The sequence below is a fragment of the Mannheimia haemolytica genome, from assembly GCF_004342115.1.
Classification (GTDB): domain Bacteria; phylum Pseudomonadota; class Gammaproteobacteria; order Enterobacterales; family Pasteurellaceae; genus Mannheimia; species Mannheimia haemolytica.
The window spans coordinates 34,716-58,387 of record NZ_SMAC01000016.1; the positions used below are offsets into that span (position 1 = coordinate 34,716).

At 40.5% G+C, this 23,672-nt stretch carries 18 protein-coding genes; 12 read left to right on the forward strand and 6 right to left on the reverse strand.

The window, feature by feature from the left end; genetic code table 11:
* Positions 1–27 precede the first annotated feature (27 nt).
* Genes EDC41_RS13855 through EDC41_RS07330 form a run of 3 tightly spaced genes read right to left on the reverse strand, consistent with a single transcriptional unit; the run spans position 28 to position 3,755 of the window.
* Complete coding sequence (locus EDC41_RS13855) at positions 28–738, reverse strand: FRG domain-containing protein (protein ID WP_006252391.1); 711 nt, start codon at positions 736–738, stop codon at positions 28–30.
* Complete coding sequence (locus EDC41_RS07325; RefSeq protein ID WP_006252392.1) at positions 731–2,095, reverse strand: restriction endonuclease subunit S; 1,365 nt, start codon at positions 2,093–2,095, stop codon at positions 731–733. Before EDC41_RS07325 ends, EDC41_RS13855 begins: the two co-directional genes overlap by 8 nt.
* A gap of 1 nt (position 2,096) precedes the next feature.
* Complete coding sequence (locus EDC41_RS07330) at positions 2,097–3,755, reverse strand: class I SAM-dependent DNA methyltransferase (protein WP_006252393.1); 1,659 nt, start codon at positions 3,753–3,755, stop codon at positions 2,097–2,099.
* 160 nt (positions 3,756–3,915) lie between these two features.
* Between EDC41_RS07330 and EDC41_RS07335 the strand changes: the two genes are divergently transcribed.
* The 5 genes from EDC41_RS07335 (at position 3,916) to lptD (ending at position 9,228) form a co-directional block, all read left to right on the forward strand.
* A complete protein-coding gene (locus tag EDC41_RS07335) occupies positions 3,916–4,293 on the forward strand; it encodes a YacL family protein (protein ID WP_006252394.1) in 378 nt (125 codons plus the stop codon).
* A gap of 92 nt (positions 4,294–4,385) precedes the next feature.
* Entirely contained in the window at positions 4,386–4,973 is a 588-nt protein-coding gene (gene yihI, locus EDC41_RS07340) for a Der GTPase-activating protein YihI (protein WP_006252395.1), read from the forward strand.
* 13 nt (positions 4,974–4,986) lie between these two features.
* Positions 4,987–5,454, forward strand: coding sequence for a DUF2489 domain-containing protein (locus tag EDC41_RS07345; protein WP_006248057.1), 468 nt, complete (start codon positions 4,987–4,989; stop codon positions 5,452–5,454).
* Positions 5,454–6,821 (forward strand): oxygen-independent coproporphyrinogen III oxidase, encoded by a 1,368-nt coding sequence (gene hemN / locus EDC41_RS07350; protein ID WP_006252397.1) that lies wholly within the window; start codon positions 5,454–5,456, stop codon positions 6,819–6,821. The genes EDC41_RS07345 and hemN overlap by 1 nt, the downstream gene beginning before the upstream one ends.
* 73 nt (positions 6,822–6,894) lie before the next feature.
* The gene (gene lptD, locus EDC41_RS07355) at positions 6,895–9,228 is read left to right on the forward strand and encodes an LPS assembly protein LptD (protein ID WP_020824150.1); all 2,334 of its coding nucleotides are present in this window, start codon (positions 6,895–6,897) and stop codon (positions 9,226–9,228) included.
* 141 nt (positions 9,229–9,369) lie between these two features.
* Here lptD and ppc read toward each other — a convergent pair whose 3' ends face one another.
* Positions 9,370–12,009 carry a phosphoenolpyruvate carboxylase gene (gene ppc / locus EDC41_RS07360; RefSeq protein ID WP_020824149.1) on the reverse strand — a complete coding sequence of 880 codons (2,640 nt, stop codon included), beginning with the start codon at positions 12,007–12,009 and terminating at the stop codon, positions 9,370–9,372.
* A 169-nt stretch (positions 12,010–12,178) separates the two neighbouring features.
* Here ppc and EDC41_RS07365 point away from each other — a divergent pair, with 169 nt between their 5' ends.
* Entirely contained in the window at positions 12,179–12,583 is a 405-nt protein-coding gene (locus tag EDC41_RS07365; RefSeq protein WP_020824148.1) for an FKBP-type peptidyl-prolyl cis-trans isomerase, read from the forward strand.
* A 158-nt stretch (positions 12,584–12,741) separates the two neighbouring features.
* On the opposite strand, the gene EDC41_RS07370 is transcribed toward EDC41_RS07365, so the two are convergent.
* Positions 12,742–13,518 carry an oxamate carbamoyltransferase subunit AllH family protein gene (locus EDC41_RS07370; RefSeq protein WP_235658934.1) on the reverse strand — a complete coding sequence of 259 codons (777 nt, stop codon included), beginning with the start codon at positions 13,516–13,518 and terminating at the stop codon, positions 12,742–12,744.
* A gap of 211 nt (positions 13,519–13,729) precedes the next feature.
* Between EDC41_RS07370 and allB the strand changes: the two genes are divergently transcribed.
* The gene (gene allB, locus EDC41_RS07375) at positions 13,730–15,136 is read left to right on the forward strand and encodes an allantoinase AllB (protein ID WP_006252402.1); all 1,407 of its coding nucleotides are present in this window, start codon (positions 13,730–13,732) and stop codon (positions 15,134–15,136) included.
* 95 nt (positions 15,137–15,231) lie between these two features.
* On the forward strand, positions 15,232–16,560 hold the full coding sequence (locus EDC41_RS07380) for an NCS1 family transporter (protein ID WP_006252403.1): 1,329 nt from the start codon (positions 15,232–15,234) through the stop codon (positions 16,558–16,560).
* 104 nt (positions 16,561–16,664) lie between these two features.
* On the opposite strand, the gene EDC41_RS07385 is transcribed toward EDC41_RS07380, so the two are convergent.
* Entirely contained in the window at positions 16,665–17,519 is an 855-nt protein-coding gene (locus EDC41_RS07385) for an alpha/beta hydrolase (protein ID WP_006252404.1), read from the reverse strand.
* A gap of 73 nt (positions 17,520–17,592) precedes the next feature.
* Here EDC41_RS07385 and allE point away from each other — a divergent pair, with 73 nt between their 5' ends.
* The 4 genes from allE (at position 17,593) to arcC (ending at position 23,600) form a co-directional block, all read left to right on the forward strand.
* Positions 17,593–18,378, forward strand: coding sequence for a (S)-ureidoglycine aminohydrolase (gene allE / locus EDC41_RS07390; protein ID WP_006252405.1), 786 nt, complete (start codon positions 17,593–17,595; stop codon positions 18,376–18,378).
* A 21-nt stretch (positions 18,379–18,399) separates the two neighbouring features.
* Positions 18,400–19,452, forward strand: a complete 1,053-nt coding sequence (gene allD, locus EDC41_RS07395; protein WP_006252406.1) for an ureidoglycolate dehydrogenase — start codon at positions 18,400–18,402, stop codon at positions 19,450–19,452.
* Between the two features lie 81 nt (positions 19,453–19,533).
* Entirely contained in the window at positions 19,534–22,533 is a 3,000-nt protein-coding gene (locus EDC41_RS07400; protein WP_006252407.1) for a bifunctional FdrA/YlbE family protein, read from the forward strand.
* A gap of 134 nt (positions 22,534–22,667) precedes the next feature.
* The gene (gene arcC, locus EDC41_RS07405; protein WP_006252408.1) at positions 22,668–23,600 is read left to right on the forward strand and encodes a carbamate kinase; all 933 of its coding nucleotides are present in this window, start codon (positions 22,668–22,670) and stop codon (positions 23,598–23,600) included.
* The last annotated feature ends 72 nt before the right edge of the window (positions 23,601–23,672 follow it).

Below are 23,672 nucleotides of genomic sequence, written 5' to 3' on the forward strand. Positions count from 1 at the left end.
GTCTGGTGTGTTTAAAATATAAATTTTTCAGAGATATTTTGCTATTTCTTGTTCGAATGACTCATCAGAGAGAAATTCACTTTCGTTCTGCTCCGCAATAGAATCTACAATTAAAGATTCTATCGATTTTCCTGCTTCTGCTTTAATAAATAAACCTGCTTGATTGACCAATCTCCCATACATATCCACTTTGGGATCAACAAAGGTAACAAAGTTAGAAAGTAACTTCTTATTTGCAATATAAACAACTCGGTATTCATTTGGCTTTTCAGCTTTAACATCTTTGCGTGAAAAAGCAAAAAATAATGAGACATAAGGAGAATATGTCCAATCCAATAAAGGTGTATTCAATCCATAATGTTGCCCAATTGCCCAAATTTCATCATCATCTTCATTAAGCAATAAAGTATAATCTTTAATCCGACCTCGAATGGCTTTTTTAAAGTTATTAAGCTGATTTTCCATCAATTCTTTAGTAAACAAGCCATTATCACTATTTCTGGCAATATTGGGCATTAGTCCCCAATCATATCGGCGTTGCCCTCTAAAAATGAGTTCAGAAATATTTTCTTGGAAAAAATTTGTAGAAAGTAAATCAATAAACTTTTTCCAGCCATTTACTCTTAATAAAGGGACACGACTATTTATCTCATCGTTTTTAGAGACAAAAATAGGTTCGCCACTTTGCCATTCTTTGATTTCATCAAAGTAACTAGAAGATAATTCTTCGTTATTCATTGAATAACTCTCCATTTAATAATTTAGGTAGTAACTCATCTCTTATCTTGGTTAAGTTATTATTTTGAATAATATTTTCTTTTATCTTATTAAAAATACCTTCAATATATTCATTAAAGTGATTAATAACTAGATCTGATGGTTCTAAAATTTCCATCTCTTTTATCATTTTTGAATTGACTGCCGTTGCGATTGATGATGTACTTCCTAGATTATTAAAATCAAAATTTTTTAAGTAGCAGTATAAAAACTCTGAGCTTAGATTTGATGAGCTAGGAATTTTAAAATGAGCAATAGCTTCGTTAGTAGTTGTTTCTTTTGTCGTAATTGAAACTCTACCAACGGTTAATTTAAAACTCAAAATTACAGTATTTTCAGGAATTCTTTTAATATTAAATTTATCTACGGCTTCAACTTTGAGGTATTCGCTACTTTCCGTAATAAACAATCCCTGATTTCCCATATCTTTAATAGAAATCCATTCTGTATCATTTGCATTATCAGAAAACCATTCACTCTCTTTTCTTGGTGGGGTTTTCCCAATGCCAACATCAAATAAATTGTCTGCTTGATTGAATTTCCAGCCAATAGGTAACCCTTCATCTCCAAACTCACTTGGGAAGGCATCGGCGATTTCCCAAAGCTCTTGGTATTCGGTTTGGCTTAGGTCTTCAATCGCTTTGCCTGAAAAGACCGCCATTGCTGATAAATTGGCTTCATCGCTGGTTTTGCCGTCCAAAATCGCTTGGGCTTTGGCTCGTACAGGGTCAAAATCCACAAACCAACTTTTAAAAATCGCCTGAGCAATGGCTTCTAAGGTTTGGTTGGTTTGGGTGTTGAGTTGGATTTTTTCTTCCAATATCATTAAATATTGAGCAATTAGTTTTTGGGTTTGCAAGTCTGGCTTCTCAAACTCGAAATCTAGTATTTTGCTAGGGGAAGTATGATGAACAGTTGCACCAGTAGCTGTACTTAATATTTGATGTCTGTATTCTTTCGTACGCATCAAAAAATACAAATACTCTTTATCTAGTTCGTTATCTAAAAATTCAACCAAGCCTATCCTTTGGTTATGCAACATTTTTTTGCCTGAAATATTTGGCACTAATGCTGGGTATCCCAATGTATCGGCTTGCTTGCTTAAATCCGTCATTGTTACAATTAAATCATTTGGCTGTAAAATGTATTTTTCAGGTATTTCTCCTGTATAATATTTGAACTTATCTGATTTAAAACCGCCACCAATAGAAAAATTAACTGGCGTAATCAAACAGTTGGCATTTTCTTCTGTTGTGATGAATTCACCTTTAAATGCAAATCCGTGTTTAATGGAAATAAAATCGGATAGTTTACTCATCTTAAAACCCCAACCCTTTTAAATTTGCCACAATCTTTTCTTCCAATGCTCGCCCTTGTCTAAATTGTTCATTTAAAAGTGCGGTTAGTTCTTGCATTTTTTGAGCAAACGGTACGCCGTCATCTTCTTCGACTGCCGCTCCTACATATCGCCCAGCCGTTAGCACAAAGTCATTTTTGGCGATTTCGTCCAGCGTGGCACAATAACAAAACGCAGGGATATTTTCGTAGCCGTCCTGTTTTTGCCAGTTGTGGTAGGTGTCGCTGATTTTGGCAATGTCATCAGCGGTAAAATCACGCAAGACACGGTCTTTCATATAGCCGATTTGGGTAGCGTTGATAAACAGCACCTCTTTTTTTCTGGCTTTGGCTTTATTGATAATCCAAATGCAGGCAGGGATTTGGGTGTTGGTGAATAGCTGATTGGGCAGGGCAATCATCGCTTCGACAAGGTCGGCTTGCACGATGTTTTTGCGAATGTCGCCTTCGCCTGAGGTTTGGCTACTCATTGAGCCGTTGGCGAGCAGGAGTGCCATTTTGCCTTTGGGGGAGAGGTGGTAAATCATATGTTGCAGCCACGCAAAGTTGGCGTTGCCTTGCGGCGGTGTGCCGTATGCCCAGCGTGGGTCGTTTGCTAGGCTTTCACTCCACCACGCTTTTTGGTTAAAGGGGGGATTTGCCATCACAACATCCATTTTTTTGTCGATGTGCAAAGGGTTTAGTAGGGTATCTTCGGGCTTGTCGCCAAAGTCAAAGGGAATGCCACGAATCGCCATATTCATCACCGCCAGTTTGCGGGTGTTGGGGTTGGATTCTTGCCCATAAACCGAAATGGCGTTGCGGTTGCCTTGATGTGCCTGAATAAAGCGGTCAGCCTGCACAAAAAATCCGCCGCTGCCCATTGCAGGGTCATAAATCCGCCCTGAATAGGGTTTGAGCATTTCAACAATCAGGGTAACAATGGATTTGGGCGTGAAGTATTGACCGCCTTTTTTGCCTTCAGCTAGGGCAAATTGTCCAAGAAAGTATTCATAGACGTGCCCTAAAATGTCTTTGGCTTGCAGATGCACAGGTTCGCCATTGTGCATAGGCTGGGTGAAATTGGTGCGTGAGAACAGGTCAATTAAGCCTGTGAGCATTTCATCAGGCACGCCAAAGCCGGCAATGCGTTGGAGTACGCCTTTGAGTTTGGGGTTTTCCCGTTCGATGGCTTCAAAGGCATCATCAATCAAGCGGCTGACACCTTTAAATTTGTCTCCCCAAGGCAATTCATCGCCAAGATTGAGTTTGCTTAATGATTTGATGTTGTCCCAGCGGGCTTGCTCCGGCACCCAAAAGATGTTTTCGGCAGCGTAGTAATCTCTCTGTTCCAACTCTTCGGCAAGAATTTGGCTAAATTCTTGTTCGTCAAATAGTGCAGGGTCAAGATAGAGTTCGCTTTCGGGGGTGGTAAGCTGGGTTTTTAGCTTGGCTTGGAAATCGGTAAAGCTGTCGGAGATGTATTTTAGGAAGATAAAGCCAAGAACGATGTGTTTGTAGTTGGCGGCATCGAGGTTTTTACGCAGCTTGTCGGCGGCTGTCCAGAGGGTTTGGTCGAGATCGTTTAAAAAGGCTTGACTGACCGTATTGTCAAGAGCAGGTCGTGCAGTGTTATTTGGCATAGTGGTTCCTTTTGGATGTATCAATACTAAAATGACCTGTATTTTAGCAGATTTACGGATAATCGAGGAACTGATAACATTTAAAAATTAGCGTTTTGCAAAATTTTCCAAAAAAAGACCGCTTGTTAGGCTATAATAGCCGTAATAGAGGAGAAGGTGTATGGAATATCAATTTACCCATAGTATTCACGGGGTGGTGGCAAAATGTTCAATGGATCACGAAGCATTTGCCCGCTGGTTGAATACGGAAATTACGGGCAATCCGAAAGAGCTAGAAGCTATTTTTGTTGAAATTGAAAAATGTAGAGTCGCTTTTCCTAATCATTATGAATGTATATTTGAAGGTCGTGAGTACAGCCTCTATTTTGATTATGATGAGGTGATGGTAAAAGCGAATAATTTAGATACCGCTTTTGACGAGAATGAAATGGAAGATGGCTTTCAATTTTATAATGAGGAAAGCATTGCTTTTTGTGGCTTAGATGATTTTGAAAAACTGTTAAAAGCCTACCAGTACTTTGTGCAAACTTATCATTGATGGGAATGCTGAATTAAAACGATACTATTAAGGGAACCGAATTCCCTGTAGAATAGTGATTTATTAAAATTTTATTAATCGATTAAAGAATTATGAGCCGTACTAAAAAAACACGCCGCATTACTGATATTATGCCAGCAAGAAAAGCCGATAAACCAGCGAAGCCAACACCTAAATTAGGTGGCGGCAAAAAATTGAAACTCACTCGTTATGAGTTAGATGTGTTAGCCCGTGAGGAAAAACGTAAGCGTAAACATAAAGGCTTGCCGACAGGCTCACGCAATGCTGATCCGGCAGAGCAGAAAAAAGCAGTGGTGAAAGAGGTGAAAGATCCGCGTATCGGTAGCCGTAAAAAAGTGCCGTTAATGGTGGAATTTGTGAACCAGCCGGAAAAAGGGCGGACGATTAAGGCTGTGCCGGTTGAGCCAATCAAACCAACGCTTTCACCGGAACAAGAGCTGGAGCAGTTAGAAAATAACGAATGTTTAAATCAGTTGTTAGATGATTTGGAAGCGGGCAAAACCTTATCCGCAGAAGATCAGAAATTTATGAATGAGTGTTTAGATCGCATTGATGAATTAATGACTGAGCTTGGCATCGAATATGAAGATGAAGAGGGCGATAATGGTGATGCGTTATTACGCCAATTCGAAACGATGGATATTAATAAATTCCGCTAGGTAGCCGATTATGATGCTAAGAATATTCCTGATGGTGCTTGCCGCTTTGATTTTAATTTCGCTGGGCGGGTATGCACTGCACTTAATGCTGAAAGTGCGAGCTCAGAAAAAGCACGAACAAGCACTGATTGAACAGGCAAAGCAAGCACAAAAAGATCGTTATATTCGGATTTTAGACAGCATTGAAGTTATTGCTCGGGCAATGATTTCCGAACAGTGCGATTTTTCGGAAGGCGTTTTACGTTTAAAACCGCTATTAGATGTTCTCGGCAGAAAATTAAGCGACTATACGGCGATGTGGGCGTTGTATGGCGTGGTGGAAAATATGCCGATTTTAGATGAACGCAAAAATTTAAAACGTAACGAAAGAATGAAGTTGGATTTAGAGCGGGAAGCAAAAGAAGCGGAGCTTGAATCAGACATCAAAAATGAGTGTTACCAATTATTAAAAGATATTGAAGAAATGAGAAAGGCAATCTAATGTCAGAAATTATTTGGGATTTAGCCCTTATTCAAAAATATAACCATTCAGGGCCTCGTTATACCTCTTACCCAACAGCGTTGGAGTTTAACGAAAATTACACCAATGAAGATTTTATTCGTGCTGCAGCTCGTTACCCTGAGCGTCCGCTTTCGCTTTATGTGCATATTCCGTTTTGCCATAAACTTTGCTATTTCTGTGGCTGTAATAAAGTGATTACTCGTCATCGCCATAAAGTTGAAATTTATTTAGATTATTTAGAGCGTGAAATTAAAACTCGCGCACCTCTGTTTCAAAATCGTTTAGTGACCCAAATACACTGGGGCGGCGGTACGCCGACTTATTTAGACGAAGATCAATCGGCACGTTTAATGCAAATGCTACGAGCCAATTTGGATGTGAGCGATGATGCGGAAATCAGCATTGAAATGGATCCGCGTGAAATCGAATTAAGTATGTTGGATCACCTGCGTGCTATCGGTTTTAACCGTCTGAGTATGGGTATTCAGGATTTCGATAAAGAAGTGCAACGTTTGGTGAATCGTGAGCAAGATGAAGAGTTTATTTTTGCCTTGATGAAACGGGCAAAAGAACTTGGTTTTGTTTCAACTAATGTGGATTTGATTTACGGCTTACCAAAACAGAATGTGGAAAGCTTTATGTACACCTTGCAACGTGTAGTAGAGTTAAACCCTGATCGTATGAGCGTATTTAACTATGCTCACTTGCCAAGCCGTTTTGCTGCACAAGTGAAAATTAAAGAAGAGTTGTTGCCGGCTCCGGAAACTAAATTGACCATTTTGCAAAATTCCATCGAATTTTTAGGCAAAAATGGCTATAAGTTTATCGGTATGGATCACTTTGCCAAACCTGATGACGAGTTAGCCATTGCACAAGAAAAAGGCATTTTACACCGTAACTTCCAAGGCTATACCACTCAAGAAGAGTGTGATTTATTGGGAATGGGCGTATCGGCAATCAGCTTACTCGGCGATACTTACGCTCAAAACCGCAAAGAATTACAACAATACTATGCTGATGTTGAAACCAACGGCATTGCGTTGCATAAAGGCATTGCTTTAAGCCAAGATGATTGCATTCGCCGTGATGTGATAAAAGCCTTGATTTGTAATTTCAAATTAGATTTTGCTACTATCGAAAAGCAATATGGCATTGATTTTAAACGCTATTTTGCTGAAGATTTAGCTTTCTTAGCGCCGTTGGCGGAAGATGAATTATTAACGATGAATGACGACAGCATTGTGGTTTCTCCACGAGGGCGTTTATTGATCCGTAATATTTGCTTATGTTTTGATGTTTATTCAAGACAATTAGCGAGAAGACAGCAGTTTTCCCGTATTATTTAATGAGCAAGCGGTCGATTTTGGTAAAAAATTTGCAAAAACAGACCGCTTGTTCCCGGCTTATAAAGGAAAAATGATGAAACAGCGTTATAGCTTACTTTCTCTTGCTGTGATGGCAGCTTGTTATAGCAACAGTGCCGCAGCTGATTTAAAGCAACAATGTTTACTTGGCGTGCCGCATTTTCAGGGCGAAGTGGTAGAAGGTGATCAACTTAGAATGCCTGTTACCATTGAGTCAGACAGTGCGGTGATTAACCAACCGCGTGATGCCACCTACACCGGTGATGTGACCATCAAGCAAGGCAACCGCTCGATTTGGGCAGAGCAGGTGCGGGTTGAGCAAGATGGCGAAAATGCCCGTATGGCGTATTTGCAGGGTAATTTTAACTACCAAGATAATTTGATTCAGGCAACCGGTGCGGATGCGACTATTAATTTGCTATCTAAAGATGCGAATTTAACTAACGCCAACTACCAATTAGTCGGCAGACAAGGGCGTGGCACGGCAGAATCCGGCGAGTTTGGCAACAGCAAACGTACGTTGAAAAACGCCAGTTTCACTTCGTGCTTACCAAATGATAATTCGTGGCAAATTGAAGCGAATGAAATGATTCAGCACGTTGATGAAGAATATGCTGAAATGTGGCACGCCCGTTTTAAAGTGCTGGGAATGCCGGTATTTTATTCGCCTTACTTACAATTTCCGATTGGCGACCGCCGCCGTAGTGGGTTATTAATTCCAAGTTTTGAGCGTTCAAGCAAAAACGGCTGGACATATTCGCAACCGTTTTATTGGAATATCGCACCGAATATGGACTCGACCATCACTCCAACTTACTATTCACGCCGTGGTTGGCAAATCAGCCCGGAATTTCGTTATTTAACGAAAATCGGGCAAGGCTTAGTGGCAACCGAATATATGGCGAAAGATCGTTTAAGCGAGTACCAACCGGGAAATGATGATCGTAAACGCTATTTATTCCACTGGCGTCACGCAATGAGTTTTTTAACCGATTGGCGTTTCTCGGTCGATTACACCAAAGTGAGCGACAGACGTTATTTCTCTGATTTTGATTCGGATTATGGTAGCAGTACTGATGGCTATGCGACGCAGAATTTTAAATTAGGCTACTATCAGCCGAATTATAATATCTCAATTTCAGGTAAAAAATTCCAAACCTTCGATGAGTTGGATATCGGGCCTTATCGCGTTCTGCCACAAATTGATTTTAACTATTATAAAAACGATCTAATTAAAGGCGGAGATTTCAAATTCTTTGCCCAAGCAGCCCGTTTTGAAAATGATAGTAAATTAATGCCAAAAGCGTGGCGTTTCCACGCTGAGCCAACACTGAATTTCCCATTAGCGAACCGCTATGGTAGCTTAAATTTAGAAACCAAGCTCTATGCAACCTACTATCAACAAACGAAAGGTAGTGAGAGTACGGAAGAAATTAAGAAAAGTGTAAGTCGTGTACTGCCACAGATTAAGCTCGATTTTAAAACCGTGTTGGAATCCGATAAACAGCTTTTCTCTGGCTATACTCAAACGCTTGAGCCTCGGGTGCAATATATTTATCGCCCATATAAGGATCAAAGCGATATTGGCTCGAAAGCACATCGAAGTGTGAGCTTAGGCTATGACTCTGCATTATTGCAAAACGACTATTTCTCACTGTTTAATGACAGACGTTATAGCGGTTTAGATCGTATTTCGTCAGCAAATTTAGTCACTGCAGGTGGCACAACCCGTTTCTTTAAAGAGGCAACCGGTGAAGAGGTGTTTAATTTCAGCTTAGGACAAACTTATTATATAAGCCCGTCTAAAATTGATGATACCTCAGATAACAGCACTAAAGGTCATACGACTTCATGGGCAGCGGAATCTAACTGGAAATTCCATAAGAATTGGAATTGGCATGGTAGCTATCAATATGATACTCGTTTAAACCAAACGGCGTTAGCGAATATGTCATTGCAATACAAACCACAGTCAGACAAATTGATTCAGCTTAATTACCGCTATGCAAGTAAAGATTACATCAATCAAAACTTGAACACGAATAAGTATGGGCAATCCATTAAACAAGTGGGCGGTGTGCTAGGTTGGGAATTAACCGATAAAGTGTCGGTAATGACCAGTTATTACCACGACCTTGCATTGAAAAAACCGGTGGAAGGGCAAATTTCGCTTAACTACAACACTTGCTGTTGGGCGGCAAATGTGTATGTGGCTCGCCGCTTAGTTTCAACGCCGGTAGGTTCATCTGATACGATCAATGATTTCTACTATGACAATAAATTCGGCATTAACTTTGAGCTACGCTTTGGCACAAACTACAGCAATGGTGTAACCCGTATGCTAAAACGAGGTATTATTCCTTACACCGAGCCGTATGGCATTAATTAACAAAGTAAAAACAAATAAGTAAAAATACAAATCGGGGCGAAAAATATTTGCCCCGATTTTTTTATATTTGGCTGATAAGCGGTTAAATTCTGTTGGAATTTTGCAAATCTTCCGCTAAATTCAACCGCTTGCCATCGAAACTTAACCTGTATTTCGCATACCTGCGGCAATACCTGTGATGGTGATCATCAATGCTTGCTCTAGTACAGGATCAGCATTTTCACCTTGTTTGCGAATCCTATCTAACAATTCTACCTGAAGTAGATTGAGCGGATCGGTATAAATATTGCGTAGTGCAATCGATTCTGCGATCCAAGGTAAATCGGCCATTAATTGTCCATCGTGAGCCAGTGCAAGTACGGTTTTAAGATCAGCCTGTAGTTGCGTACGCAACATATTGCCTAAACGGTGTAGTTTTGGCTCGACTAGGCGTTGGTCGTAATATTCCGCCAGCCAAATATCAGCTTTACTAAATACCATTTCCAGCATTCCGATACGGGTCGAGAAAAACGGCCATTCGTTACACATTTCTTTTAGTAAGGTTTCATTACCTTCATCAATCAACTGTTGCAATGCTTGCCCTGCACCTAACCAAGCAGGTAGCATTAAGCGGTTTTGCATCCAAGCGAAAATCCAAGGAATTGCACGCAAACTATCCACTCCGCCTTTTGGATTACGTTTTGCAGGGCGTGAGCCAAGCGGCAGACGGGAAAGTTCTTGCTCTGGTGTAGCAGAGCGGAAATACGGTACGAAGTCTAGCTCGCCACGCACCATATCACGGTAAATTTGGTAAGAAATATCGGAGGCTTTTGCTAGCACATCTCGCCATTGCTGCTTTGGCTCCGGTGGTGGGAAAATATTCGCTTCTAAAATCGCACTGGCATAGAGTTCTAAACTTTCAACTGCCACGGCAGGTAAGCCTAATTTAAAGCGGATCATTTCTCCTTGTTCGGTCACTCGTAAGCCATTTTTGAGTGAGCGAGGTGGCTGAGAAAGTAAGGCTGCGTGAGCCGGTGCGCCACCACGCCCGATAGTACCACCACGACCGTGGAATAAGGTTAATTCAATATTATATTTTTCACATAAATTAACCAGAGCTTCTTGCGCCCGATATTGCGCCCAGCCGGCAGCAAGCATTCCGGCATCTTTGGCGGAATCAGAGTAGCCGATCATAATCATTTGGTAATTGTTGATGACGCCACGATACCAGCCGATATTAAATAAATCGGTCATCACTTTTTCACTATGATCTAAATCGCCTAGCGTTTCAAATAATGGGGCAACCGGAATAGTAAATTTGCACCCCGCCTCTTTGAGTAAAAGGTGAACCGAGAGTACATCAGAGGCCTCTCTTGCCATTGAAATGACATAGGCTGAAATGACACCTTCAGGTTGCTCGGCAACAATTTTACAAGTGTCTAACACTTCTTTAGTTTCAGGGCTTGGAGTCCAGTTGGTTGGAATCAATGGGCGGCGAGAACTGAGTTCACGCACTAAGAATGCCTGTTTATCATCTTCCGTCCAGTGAGCATAATCGCCTAAGCCGATATAGCGGGTAATTTCTGCAATCGCCATTTCGTGGCGGGTACTTTCTTGGCGAATATCTAAGCGTGATAAACCTAAACCAAAACAGTTTATACGACGTAAGCAATCTAGTAATGCACCATTTGCAATAATTCGCATACCACAGGCTTGTAATGACTCATAGCAATCAAAAAGCGGTTCCCACAATTGCTGATCTGAAGTTAAAATGTCACTTTCATCAATAGTTGAAATTTTACCTTCCAATAATTCCGCATAGTAAATTTCGGTATTAATTAATTTCTGGCGTAATACTTTTAGTAATACGCGATATGGCTCTAAATGGTTGCCATATTTAGCACGAAATGCAGGGGTACACTGTGTAATCGATAATTCTTCAGCAAGATTTTTAATATCTTGTAAGAACAATTCCGTGGCTTTCCAACGGTTCATTCTTAATACACGGCGAGTTGTTTCTGCCGTGACGAACGGGTTACCGTCACGGTCTCCGCCCATCCAAGAAGAAAAACGGACAGGGGCTAAATTTACCGGATATTGCACACCAAAGTGTTTTTCTAAATAGAAGTTAAGCTGACGGCAAAATTCCGGCACGGCTTTCCATAAACTATTTTCAATGACTGCCATACCGCCTTTGGCTTCATCAACAGGGGTTGGGCGTTGGGTTCTGATTTCATTAGTATGCCAAGCAAGGGCAATCAGTTGCATTAAACGGCGCTTGATTTTATAGCTTTCTGCCTCAGTTAAATCATCATGTTCCAACAAATTCAAACATTTATTGATTTCAACGTGTTTATGCCCCAGCGAACGGCGGGTTACTTCCGTTGGGTGAGCTGTTAGCACTAAATCAATCATTAGGCTTTCCACGGTTTTAATCACTTTTTCAACGGGGATATTTTGTGATTTTAGACGAAGGAACAGAGAGTCTAATGAGCGACTACCAAGTGATTCATCAATATGATGGCGAGAAACAGTTTGATGTTGTTCAGCAATATTTGTTAGATTTAGAAAATGGCTAAATGCACGTGCAACGGGTAAGACATCATCGTTAGAAATATTGGCTAATTTATCTAATAGCTGTTCACGGGCGTTTTCATCGCCGGCACGAGAATTGCGAGATAACACACGAATGCTTTCGATGAGTTCTAGAATGTAATTTCCTTGCGCATCACGAATCGTTTCTCCCAAAAATTCACCTAACATATGGATATTATGCTGAATTGTTGAATATTGCTGGTTCATAAAAAATTCCTATGGTAAACATAAATTAAATTAGGTCTAAATATGCCGAAAATCGCTGAAAATAGCAAATAGATTTAATTTAATTTTTGAATTAAATGATAAAACGCAAAAAATAGCTGTCTATGGTAGGGATAATATGAAATCTTTTATAGAAGATGGGGGAAATAGAATGAAGCAGATTTATGCTTTAGGTTTGGCATTCATTGTCGCTAGTGTAAGTTTATTATCTACTAAAGTACAGGCAAATCAAGCGTATCAAACTACTAAGCAAGGCTTGCAATATAAGGAGCTTAAAGCAGGCAGCGGCAAAAAACCAACACTAAATGATGAAGTGGAGGTGCGTTTTACTTCTTATAATGATAAAGGGGAAGTGTTTGAAGGGACGTTTAATCAAGTGCCAGTAATTTTGCCTATCAGAGAAATGTTTTCCGGCTTACAGCAAGGATTATTGCTTATGCCGGTAGGCTCTGTATATGAGTTTAATATTCCGGCTCACCTAGGTTACCAAGAAGAGGGCAGTAGAGCTAAGAAAGCTGCGTTATATCGGATAGAACTACTTAGAATTAATCCTTAAACTCAGAAAACCTATATAGAAAAAGCATTTTACAAATTTTTCCCTAAATTCAACCGCTTGCATATTACTACAAGCGGTATTTTTCTGCCTAAATAACGCTAGTTGCTCGTCACATTTTTAAATTCAACTGCTTTATTACGTCAAAAAGCCAAACACATTCAGGTGATGATGGATTTTTTTAATAGCCATTTACAAGCATGGTATATCCCGAAAAGTGTATCCATTCCGGAAGAATGCCCTATATTTTCAAAACGTTGTGCTAATAGGCAGAAATCCTCTTGACGTTGTTGTGTGTGATTAAAGAAGCTCAAAATAGGGGCGGAAAATTGTTGTTGCAATGCACAATCTAAAAAACGGCGACTAATCGCATTAGTATTATCTAAATGTTGTCGGAGTTTTTGGGTTAGTGTTTGGTAAAATGCTGTCTGAGTTTGAGTAAAATATTGAAATGTGGCAATAAAACCGCATAGAAAATCATCGCCACTTGGCGTGAGACCAATACCAAGCCCAATAAGTTTGGTGAAATATTCCGTTGATTTTTCTAATTCGCCTAGTTGATAAAGATCCTCAGCTTGAACTAAATATTGCTTGAATGCACGGAGTAGTATATCGTTAATACTGTTTTGTAATAATAAATTCAGTCCTTTGGCATTCGACTTTTGCAAGATTTTTTGCGCAAGATTTGCATACCAAACCACATTGTTTGGTGAAAAAGAAGTGCAAGCGGTTAATTTTGAAGAAAAAATTGCATCATTTGAATAATGTAAATTGAGCCGATAAGGTTGGTTAGGTTGGAATGAGAGTTGTTGAAATTTTGTTATTGAGAAATCTGTGATTAGACTGATCGGTGAAAGCTCACTTTCTTTCGGCTGTAATGTAAAAATCTGATTATTAATCAATAAATTAATAGTTTTATTGTAACGAGAGTGAAGCATTACAATAGGTGCAGCTTCTATTGCATTTTGAGCGTACAGAGTGGTTTTTAAAATAGGGATGTTTATTATTTGCTCTTTTATGGTCATTCTGTAAAATACCTATTGATTTGTAGTAACTTTATTGATTAGTATACTTGCAAAGTTGAAATACGATTCCACATTTTTTATTTTCCTTTCAAACCATTAAAAGTCAATAAAAAGAAGGTTTATTATGTATGATTTAATCGTTAAAAACGGTCAATTAGTTACACCTGATAGAATTTATCCTGCCACTATTGCGGTAAAAGAGGGTAAATTTGCCGGTTTTTTAGCGCCGGACATTGAAATCCAAGCGAAAGAAGTGGTTGATGCCAAGGGGCATTTGGTTTATCCGGGTATTATCGATTGCCACGCTCACTTAAATGAACCGGGTTTTGATTATCGTGAAGATTTTGAAACAGGCTCTCGTGCAGCTGTAGCAGCAGGTTGTACAACCTTAATTGATATGCCACTTAATAATGATCCTTCTTTAATTAACAAAGACGTTTTTAAACTTAAACACGACAACGTGAGTAAGCATTCCTTTATTGATTTTGCCCTTTGGGGCGGCATTGTGGGGGATTATGATGATAGCCCGAACTCCATTAAAAGTAATTCCGCTGATCTTGTTGAGCTTGAAGCTTGCGGCGTAGCTGCTTTTAAAGGATTTACCTGCCCAAATGGGGATTTATTTCCAACTGTTAATTTAGGGAACGTACGCAAAGCGTTAGAGATCTTAAAGCCGTTTAATGCCTTATCGGGCTTTCACTGTGAAGAATATGGTCAAGTAAAAGAGCGTGTGAAAGAGGCAAAAGCGAAAATAGGCTTAACCAATCAGGAAAAAATCCGTGAATTTTTAGATGCTCACGATGTGTGGGTAGAGTTTGTGGCAACAAAAAATATCATTGATATGTCCCGTGCCACAGGTGGACGAGTGCATATTTGCCACGTTACACACCCAATGGTGGCTCAGTTGGTTAAAGATGCGATTTACGAAGGTTTGCCAGTGTCTGGTGAAACTTGCCCACATTATTTAGGTTTTACCGAAGATTTTGTGTTTGAAAAAGGTGGCCCTGCGAAATGTACGCCGCCGCTTCGTAAAAAAGAGGATATGGAAAAACTGTGGGATTATGTGATTGATGGTACGCTTTCTTGCGTGGGTAGCGATCACTCTCCAGCAGCCGATGAAGAAAAAAATAATGACACTCACGATATTTGGGAGGCTTGGGGTGGTTTAAATGGTATTCAGTTTTTCCTGCCGATGATGTTTGATATGGTCGTGCATCAACGTAAACTCAGTCCAAGTTTAATTGCCAAAGTAATGGGTGTGAATCCAGCAAAACTATTTGGTTTATATGGTCGTAAAGGGGCTTTTGAAATCGGTTTTGATGCGGATATTGTGATTGTTGATCCAGAAAAACCGTGGAAAGTAGAACAAGAAAAACTCTTTACCAAGGGGCACGTTACCTGCTTCAACGGCTTAGAGGGCAAAGGTGCGGCAACGCATACTTTCATTCGTGGTCGTTTAGTTGCGGAAAACGGTATGTACAAACAAGATGCGATAGGCTATGGAGAGTTTATTCGTCCAGTCAAACGCTAGAATTTAAGTGCGGTCAATTTTTCAAAAATATCTGAAAAAATGACCGCTCTTTTATTATCATAAAAATAAAACAATGTTATTACAGGAGAGACACAATGTCTGAAAATACCAACTTACAACCAATTCCGGCAAATAAGCGGATTATGGATTTACTTTCTTATCTCTTTCTTTGGCTAGGGGGCTGTGTATCTATTGGCACCTTTGCCCTCGGTTCAGGACAATTAGAGAAAGGGCTGAACTTAACCCAAGCTTTTGTTGCAATGCTAATTGGTTCATTGTTGTTGATTATTTGTTTATGTTTAAACGACCAAATGAGCTATAAAAGTGGTGTGCCTTATGCCGTTCAATTAAAAAGTGCATTTGGGACAAAAGGCGGTATTTTACCTGCTATGCTGCGTGGTGTGCCGGCTATTGTTTGGTATGGTGTGCAAAGTTGGTTAGGCGGTTCTGCAATCAACCAAATTTCTATTTTATTAGTTGGTTATGACAATATCGTGCTTTACTTCTTGCTATTCCAAGCACTGCAAATTTGGATTTCTACCACTGGCTTCCACGGCTTGAAATGGTTGGAAAACATTGGTGCGGTAGTGATTATTGCCTCTCTTGCTTATATGTTTTACGTTTGTATGACCAAATTCGGTGGGCGTATTGAAGAAAACCTTATTAATAAAGAAGGTACATGGGGCTTACCATTTGTGAGTGCGATTGTAGCATTCTTTGGCGTAAACGTATTAGTAATGCTTAATGTTGGTGACTATGTGCGTGAGTTAAAAGCCGGTTATTCAACTACTAAACGTGGTGTCGTTTATTTCTTAGCGATGGTACCAACAACGGTATTTATGGGGATTATCGGTTTAATGATCTCCTCAGCAACAGGTATCGCAAACCCAATCAATGCGTTCGCACAAGCAGCCGATAATAAATTCTTAGTGGTTATTACATTAGTATTTATCTTATTCGCTCAAATGACGACCAACCTTGCAAGTAACGTTGTACCACCTGCATATGCGTTAATGGATGCATTCAAAATCAAGCACAAAACTTCGGTAGTGCTTATCGGCTTATTAGCGATTGCGACTTGCCCTTGGTTAATTACCTCAGATGCTTCATCAAAAGGCGTAGATATTTTCGTATTAACTTACACGGTATTCTTCGGTCCGATCTTTGCGGTGTTATTGGTGGATTACTATATTTTACGCAAACAGAAAGTAGATATTGCTGAACTTTATGATGAAAACGGCAATCGCAGAGGGGTAAACTGGGCTGCGATTTTAGCTATCTCTGTTGGTGCGGTTATCGGTTTATTTAATGCTGATATTTCATTCCTAACAGCGACAATCCCAACAGGATTGGTTTATTACTTTGGTATGAAATATATGGCATCAAGTGCACGTTTCAGAAAAGGCACGATTTTGGAGAAATAAGCTCATAACCCCATACGAGCCGTATGGGGTTCAATAAGCTGAGCACACGCTGTGACTTTGTAAAATCCCAGAGGGACTTATTATGTAACCTAGCACTTCTCGTGCTAGGTGCTTTGAATAAATTTTATCGTCGCTTGAATCAATTCCTCTGTATCTTTCGATTGTTCATCTCGGTCGAAATCGTGTAATTCGGCGGCGATGACAAATTTGGTTGGGTTGAATTTTTCGCACAGGGCTTGAAACTCTGCAAACGGCACATCAGGGTCGTTTGTGGCGTGAGCAGCGAAAATCGGTAGATTTAATTCCGCCAAACGTAAGCTGTAATCGAGGTAGAAAAATTTATCTCTGCCCTGATAAATTAATGATTTCCACTTGCCAGTTTGGCGAGCGTGAACATAACAACTGAAATGTGTGTTTAAATCAGCTTCTTGGCTTGGAGTGGCTATTAGTGATTGAACGGTATTTTCAATGACTAATGGTAATTTTAAATAGTGTGGGCTTGGGCTATCAAACCAACCATCTTTCAAAAAGCCATAACCATAATAAGAGATAACACCTTTTGGCTTTTCAATTTCTATTTGCTGGCTAAGTCTGACAGCAGTCAGTAATGCAAGATAAGCTCCAGCAGAACGTCCGAATAAAAAATAAGGGAGTTCTAGGTGTAGCTGGTTCTGTAAATGTTTTATAGATTGTTGAATGGAGCTTATAATTTCCTCAATCTGAGCCTGTGGTGCAAGCGGGTAATTTATTGCAAAAATTTGCAAACCAGCTTGAGTAAATGTTTCAAGATGTCGTTGAGGCAAATCCTCTTTTGTACCATAAAGTAGGCCGCCGCCGTGTAGATAAATAAGATTCGCTTTAGGTGCGATATTATCATCTAGATAATGGGTTGCTTCAATTACAAGAGCTGTGTCTTGGACTTGAACCGTATTTAATGTGATTTGTGTTGCTTTTAGCATAATGAACCTCTATTTTTGTATATTATAGTACAAAATAATTCAACTTAACTTATATAAAAAGAAGGAGAATATTATGGGATATTTGAATGGTCAAACAGGTTATCGACAAGGATTACTTGAAACACGTTCGGTAATTCGTAAGCATAATTTTGTGATTTTGGAAACAGATGGTTTAGTGAGAAATAGTATTCCAAATTACCATAACTGCGATATTAGTATTTTATCCTCTCCTGCACTCGGTGCATCTTTTGTTGATTATATTGCTGTAGTTCACCCGAATGGTGGCTGCACACAATTAGGTGGTAACGGTATTGAGGTTTTTGTTTATTTGATTAGCGGGCAGCTCGCTGTTAAAAATGGTGATACTGATGTGGTTCTAGAAAGCGGTGGTTATATCTTTTCGCCTGCCGATCAAGTGCTGAGTTTTATCAATAAATCGGAACACGCTACTAAAATCTATATTCACCGTCGCCGTTATACCGCGTTAGAAGGTCACCAGGCAATCACTTATGTAGGTAATGTGAATGAAATCGACTATGTTGAATATGAAGGAATGAAAACCTGTTTAATTAAAGATTTACTTCCTTCTGCAACTGATTTTGGCTTTGATATGAATATGCACATTTTGTTATTTAAGCCTGGTGCGTCGCATGGTTATATTGAAACGCACTTCCAAGAACACGGAATGCTGTTTCTTTCAGGTAAAGGAATGTACCGTTTAGATGATGAATGGATTCCTGTGAAAAAAGATGATTATGTTTTTATGGATTCCTACTGCCCACAAGCCTGTTATGCGGTAGGTGATGAGGATTTTGTCTATATCTACTCGAAAGAGTGTAACCGTGATGTAGAACTTTAATTTAACGTTGAGGAATTGACAATGAAACTATCAAGAGAAGAATTAAAAGGCTTAATGAAAGCTAAATTAATGAAAGCGGGTTTAAACGATCAGCACGCAGATATTACAGCAGAAATTCTGACGTGGTCTGATGAACGTGGCTACCACTCTCACGGTGCCGTTCGTATGGAGTATTATTGCGAGCGTATTTTTAAAGGTGGCATCACACATAATCCTAAATTTGAATGGAAAGAAACAGGGCCTGCCTCAGCGATTTTTGAAGGCGATAACGGCTGTGGTTATGTCGCTGCAACCTTTGCGATGGAAAAAGCGATTGAAATGGCGAAAAAATCGGGCATTGCAATTGTAGGTATCCGTAACATTTCTCATAGTGGTGCGATAGGATATTACACAGAAATGGCAGCGAAAGAAGGCTTGTTATCTATTTCATTTTGTCAATCAGATCCTATGGCGGTGCCTTATGGCGGTTCTGAACCTTATTACGGCACAAACCCAATTTCTTTTGCAGCACCTGCAGATGAAGGCAGAAATGTCGTGTTTGATATGGCAACGACCGTTCAAGCTTGGGGTAAAATTTTAGATAAGCGTTCTCGTGGCGAATCTATTCCACCAGATTGGGCAGTTGATGTTGATGGCAATCCTGTAACCGATCCGAACAAAGTGAATGCTCTAGTACCAATTTCTGGAGCGAAAGGTTATGGTTTAATGATGATGGTAGATATTTTCTCAGGTATTTTATTAGGGGTACCATTTGGCAAACACGTTTCTTCAATGTACCACGATTTATCGGAAGGTCGTCGTTTAGGTCAAATGCATATTGTGATTGATCCTGCTTGTTTCTGTGGTGCAGAACAATTCCGTGAAAATATGGCACAATCAATTAATGAACTAAATGAAATGTCTCCAGCACCAGGTAACGATAAGGTGTATTACCCAGGGCAACGTGCTGAAATGCGTCGTGATAAATACGCTGCAACAGGTGGTATTGAAATTGTGGATAAAGTCTATGAATACTTAATCAGTGACGATATTCATTTTGACCGCTACGATCATAAAAACCGTTTTGCGGACTAATCTTATCATATAGCCATAGTGTGGCTGAATTCAAAGAACCCTATACAGCTTGTATAGGCTTATAAAATTAGGAAGAATAATATGTTAAAAACAGTAGTAAAAAAAGGCAGCTACCAAGACTCGGTAGTGTTAATGTTGCTCACTAATGCCATTTCAGGCTTAGAAGGGGTAAATAAAGTATCTGTAATGATGGCAACCCCAGCAAACAAAGATATTTTTGCTCAAAGTGGCTTAGACACCGCGGAATTATTAGAAGCGACCGCCAACGATATGGTGGTAGTCGCAGATGTTGATCAAGAAGATGTGATCAATGTGGTAATGGAAAAAGTAGAAGCATTTTTAAAACAGAAATCTCAAGCAAGCTCGTCTCACAGCGGTACGGAAGTGGTAAAATCTTGGAATAAAGCGACCGCTTCTTTGCCAGGTGCAAACTTGGCGGTGATTTCAATTCCAGGTGCTTATGCTGCATTGGAAGCGAACCGTGCGTTGGATGAGGGATTAAACGTTTTTATGTTCAGCGATAACGTAAGTGTGGAAGATGAGAAAGCGTTAAAAGAAAAAGCACATCGTAAAGGTTTAGTGGTAATGGGGCCAGATTGTGGAACAGGGATTATCCAAGGTGTGCCGATTGCATTTACTAACAGCGTAACGCCAGGTTCAATCGGTATTATTGGTGCGTCTGGTACGGGTATCCAAGAATTAACCACGATTATCGACCGCTTAGGCGAAGGCGTGGAAAATGCGATTGGTACGGGGGGGCGTGATTTATACGAAGACATCGGTGGTATCACAATGTTAGATGCTATTGAAGCGATGGAACAAAACGACAAAGTAAAAGTGCTGATCGTGATCTCTAAACCACCAGCAAAAGCGGTACGTGAGAAAATCTCTGCTCGCTTAAGCCGTTATAGCAAGCCTGTTATTACCTTATTCTTGGGCGAAAAACCAACATTCCATGAAGAAAACTTCTATCACGCTTACACCCTAGACGAAGCGGCTCGTTTAGCGGTGGCATTAGTGCGTCAAGAGCCAATTCCAACATTTGCAAAAAATTCGACAAATTCGACCGCTTGCGGTAAAACCTTAAAAGCCTACTATTCAGGCGGTACGTTGGCTGGCGAGGCGGCAATGCTGCTGAAAGATGCGTTACGCATTGAAGGCAGCGGCTCGAAAGCCGATGGGTTTATGTTCAAACAAGATGGACACATCGTGGTGGATTTAGGCGATGATATTTATACTCAAGGCAAACCGCACCCGATGATTGACCCCGCCAAGCGTATTGAATCTATGCGTGATGCGGTTGATGATGCGACTACTGGCGTGATTTTATTCGACATTGTGTTAGGATACGGCTCGCACGAAGATATGGCAACAGCCTTAATTCCGACCATTCAAGAACTGCAACAAAAAGCTAAAGCTCAAAGCCGTGATGTTGCTTTTGTGGCAACCGTATGCGGTACTCGCAGCGATTACCAAGGCTATGATGAAACCGTGCGTAAATTGGTAGAAGCAGGCGTTGAAGTATGCGAAACCAATAAAGCTGCAGTAGAAAAATCATTAGATTTATTAGGTTTACCATTTGATGAGCCAACCAAACCAATCCAGCCGAAAACCGTAGTGCAAGGCGAAAATAGCCCAGCTTCTGAGCAGTTATTACGCTTATTATCTGAAAAACCTAAAATCATTAATATTGGTTTGAAAAGTTTTGCAGATGTAGCAGAAAAATTTGGCTGCCAAGTAGTGCAATTTAACTGGCAACCTCCAGCAGGTGGTAACATTCAGTTGATCAAAGCACTGAATTTCTTAAACGAATATGAAGCGGTGGATATTGATGAGGCAAATCGTAAAGTGATTGCTAAGGTTGTGGCAGCCACACCAATTATTCGTGATAATGTGTTGGCAAAAACGGTGATCAAAGAGCTAAACGATGGCAAAGTGATCTTACACGCTGGTCCACCAATTCAATACAAAGATATGCCGAACACGGTGCAAGGTTCTTGCGTTGGGGCAGTATTATTTGAAAAATGGGCGACAGATGAAGCCTCGGCTCGTGCTTTATTAGAAAACGGCGACATTACATTTATGCCGTGCCACCATGTGAATGCGGTGGGTCCGATGGGCGGAATCACGACAGCAAATATGCCTGTTTGGGTAGTAGAAAATGCTACAGATGGCAATTTCGCTTACTGTACAATGAATGAAGGTATCGGTAAGGTATTGCGTTTTGGTGCGTATTCAGATGAAGTGGTGAAACGTTTAGAATGGATGCGTGATGTATTAGGTCCAACACTTGGCAAGGCAATCCGTTCAATGGAAAACGGTTTGGCAGTCAATCCACTGGTGGCGAAAGCGATTGCGATGGGGGATGAGTTCCACCAAAGAAATATTGCAGCCTCAATGTCTTTCTTCAAAGAAGTTGCTCCTCGCATTACTGCAATGAGTGATTTGGCAGAAAATGATAAATACGATGTGATTAAATTTTTAGCGGATACCGATCAATTCTTCTTAAACATTATGATGGCAAGCTGTAAAGCGATTATGGACGGGGCGAGAACCATTACAGAGGGTACGGTTGTGACTGCAATGTGTCGCAATGGGGTGCATTTTGGTATTCGTATTGCGGGTATGGGCGATGAATGGTTTGTTGGCCCTGTGAATACACCACAAGGCTTGTATTTTACTGGCTATGACGGCGAAGATGCTTGCCCTGACATTGGCGACTCAGCCATTACTGAAACCTTAGGTGTGGGTGGTTTGGCTATGATCGCCGCACCAGCGGTAACTCGTTTTGTGGGGGCTGGCGGTTATGAAGATGCTCTTCGCACCAGTAACGATATGATGGAAATTTGTATCGACCGTAACCCTAACTACATTGTGCCGAACTGGAACTTCCAAGGGGCTTGCTTAGGTGTTGATGCAAGATTAGTGGTTGAAAAAGGCATTACCCCTGTAATCAACACAGGTATTGCCCACAAAGTGGCTGGTTTCGGTCAAATTGGTGCAGGCACAGTACGCCCACCACTAGCTTGTTTTGAAAAAGCTGTGCTTGCGTATGCGAGAAAGTTAGGGTTTAACGAGTAAAATCCTGCATTAACCTAGCCAAGGCGTGCTAGGTTGAATAAACCAAGTCCTAGGGCTTTATGAGCCACGGCGTGGTTGAAATAATAGAACCCCATACGGCTCGTATGGGGTAGTAGGGATAAAAAGGAGAAATAATGTCAAAACAAACCATCGTATTAGCCTTAGGCGGTAATGCATTAGGCAATAATTTAGTAGAGCAGCGTGAAGCCGTTGCAAAAACAGCGAAAGTGATTGTGGATATCTTACAACAGGGTAAAAATATTGTGATTACCCACGGTAATGGACCGCAAGTGGGGATGATCCAGCGAGCAATGGATGATTTCGCCAAGAGTTCAGGCGATGAAATTCCATTACCCACCAGTGTTGCAATGAGTCAAGGTTACATTGGCATTGATTTACAAAATGCGATTAAGTATGAATTGGTTACTCGTGGTATTGAGCAGAAAGTCAGTACAATTTTGTCGCAAATTGAGGTTGATCCAAAAGATGCTGCATTCCAAAATCCAGACAAACCAATAGGCAGATTTTTAACTAAAGAAGAAGCTGACGAGCTAGAAGCAAAAGGTATTCGCACAATGGAAGATGCTGGGCGTGGCTATCGTATTGTGGTGCCTTCGCCAAAACCAAAACGTATCTGTGAGCTGGAAACTATTAAAACATTAGTGGAAGCAGGGCATATTGTAATTACTTGTGGCGGTGGAGGTATTCCTGTGGTTGCTGATGAAAATGGTCGATTAGTGGGTGTAAATGCTGTTATTGATAAAGACAACGCCAGCTCGCTATTGGCTGAAAAACTTAATGCCGACTATTTAGTTATCTTAACAGCAGTAGAAAAGGTTGCCATTAACTGGGGTAAGCCTAACCAAGAGTGGCTTTCTGAATTAAGCACCGAACAGGCTCGCCAATATATTGCCGAAGAGCAATTTGCGAAAGGCTCAATGCTGCCGAAGGTGGAAGCTGCATTGAAATTCGCAGAAAGTGGCGAAGGGCGTAGAGCATTAATCACATTGTTAGATAAAGCGGCAGAAGGTATTGCAGGCGAAACAGGTACGGTAATTTATTCGTAAAATATCTAGCACAAGCGGTCATTTTTTTCAATTTTTTGTAATTAGGTTGTTTTAAACAAAATGGATATTCCA

What these genes read in the sequence shown, in the direction of transcription:
- EDC41_RS07335 (WP_006252394.1), top strand. Translation starts at nt 3,916, where the DNA reads ATGGAATATCAATTTACCCATAGTATTCACGGGGTGGTGGCAAAATGT.
- lptD (WP_020824150.1), top strand. Translation starts at nt 6,895, where the DNA reads ATGAAACAGCGTTATAGCTTACTTTCTCTTGCTGTGATGGCAGCTTGT.
- EDC41_RS07400 (WP_006252407.1), top strand. Translation starts at nt 19,534, where the DNA reads ATGTTAAAAACAGTAGTAAAAAAAGGCAGCTACCAAGACTCGGTAGTG.
- ppc (WP_020824149.1), bottom strand. Translation starts at nt 12,009, where the DNA reads ATGAACCAGCAATATTCAACAATTCAGCATAATATCCATATGTTAGGT.
- EDC41_RS07330 (WP_006252393.1), bottom strand. Translation starts at nt 3,755, where the DNA reads ATGCCAAATAACACTGCACGACCTGCTCTTGACAATACGGTCAGTCAA.
- EDC41_RS07365 (WP_020824148.1), top strand. Translation starts at nt 12,179, where the DNA reads ATGAAGCAGATTTATGCTTTAGGTTTGGCATTCATTGTCGCTAGTGTA.
- hemN (WP_006252397.1), top strand. Translation starts at nt 5,454, where the DNA reads ATGTCAGAAATTATTTGGGATTTAGCCCTTATTCAAAAATATAACCAT.
- EDC41_RS07380 (WP_006252403.1), top strand. Translation starts at nt 15,232, where the DNA reads ATGTCTGAAAATACCAACTTACAACCAATTCCGGCAAATAAGCGGATT.
- allB (WP_006252402.1), top strand. Translation starts at nt 13,730, where the DNA reads ATGTATGATTTAATCGTTAAAAACGGTCAATTAGTTACACCTGATAGA.
- EDC41_RS07325 (WP_006252392.1), bottom strand. Translation starts at nt 2,095, where the DNA reads ATGAGTAAACTATCCGATTTTATTTCCATTAAACACGGATTTGCATTT.
- allD (WP_006252406.1), top strand. Translation starts at nt 18,400, where the DNA reads ATGAAACTATCAAGAGAAGAATTAAAAGGCTTAATGAAAGCTAAATTA.
- arcC (WP_006252408.1), top strand. Translation starts at nt 22,668, where the DNA reads ATGTCAAAACAAACCATCGTATTAGCCTTAGGCGGTAATGCATTAGGC.
- yihI (WP_006252395.1), top strand. Translation starts at nt 4,386, where the DNA reads ATGAGCCGTACTAAAAAAACACGCCGCATTACTGATATTATGCCAGCA.
- EDC41_RS07385 (WP_006252404.1), bottom strand. Translation starts at nt 17,519, where the DNA reads ATGCTAAAAGCAACACAAATCACATTAAATACGGTTCAAGTCCAAGAC.
- EDC41_RS13855 (WP_006252391.1), bottom strand. Translation starts at nt 738, where the DNA reads ATGAATAACGAAGAATTATCTTCTAGTTACTTTGATGAAATCAAAGAA.
- allE (WP_006252405.1), top strand. Translation starts at nt 17,593, where the DNA reads ATGGGATATTTGAATGGTCAAACAGGTTATCGACAAGGATTACTTGAA.
- EDC41_RS07370 (WP_235658934.1), bottom strand. Translation starts at nt 13,518, where the DNA reads ATGCTTCACTCTCGTTACAATAAAACTATTAATTTATTGATTAATAAT.
- EDC41_RS07345 (WP_006248057.1), top strand. Translation starts at nt 4,987, where the DNA reads ATGCTAAGAATATTCCTGATGGTGCTTGCCGCTTTGATTTTAATTTCG.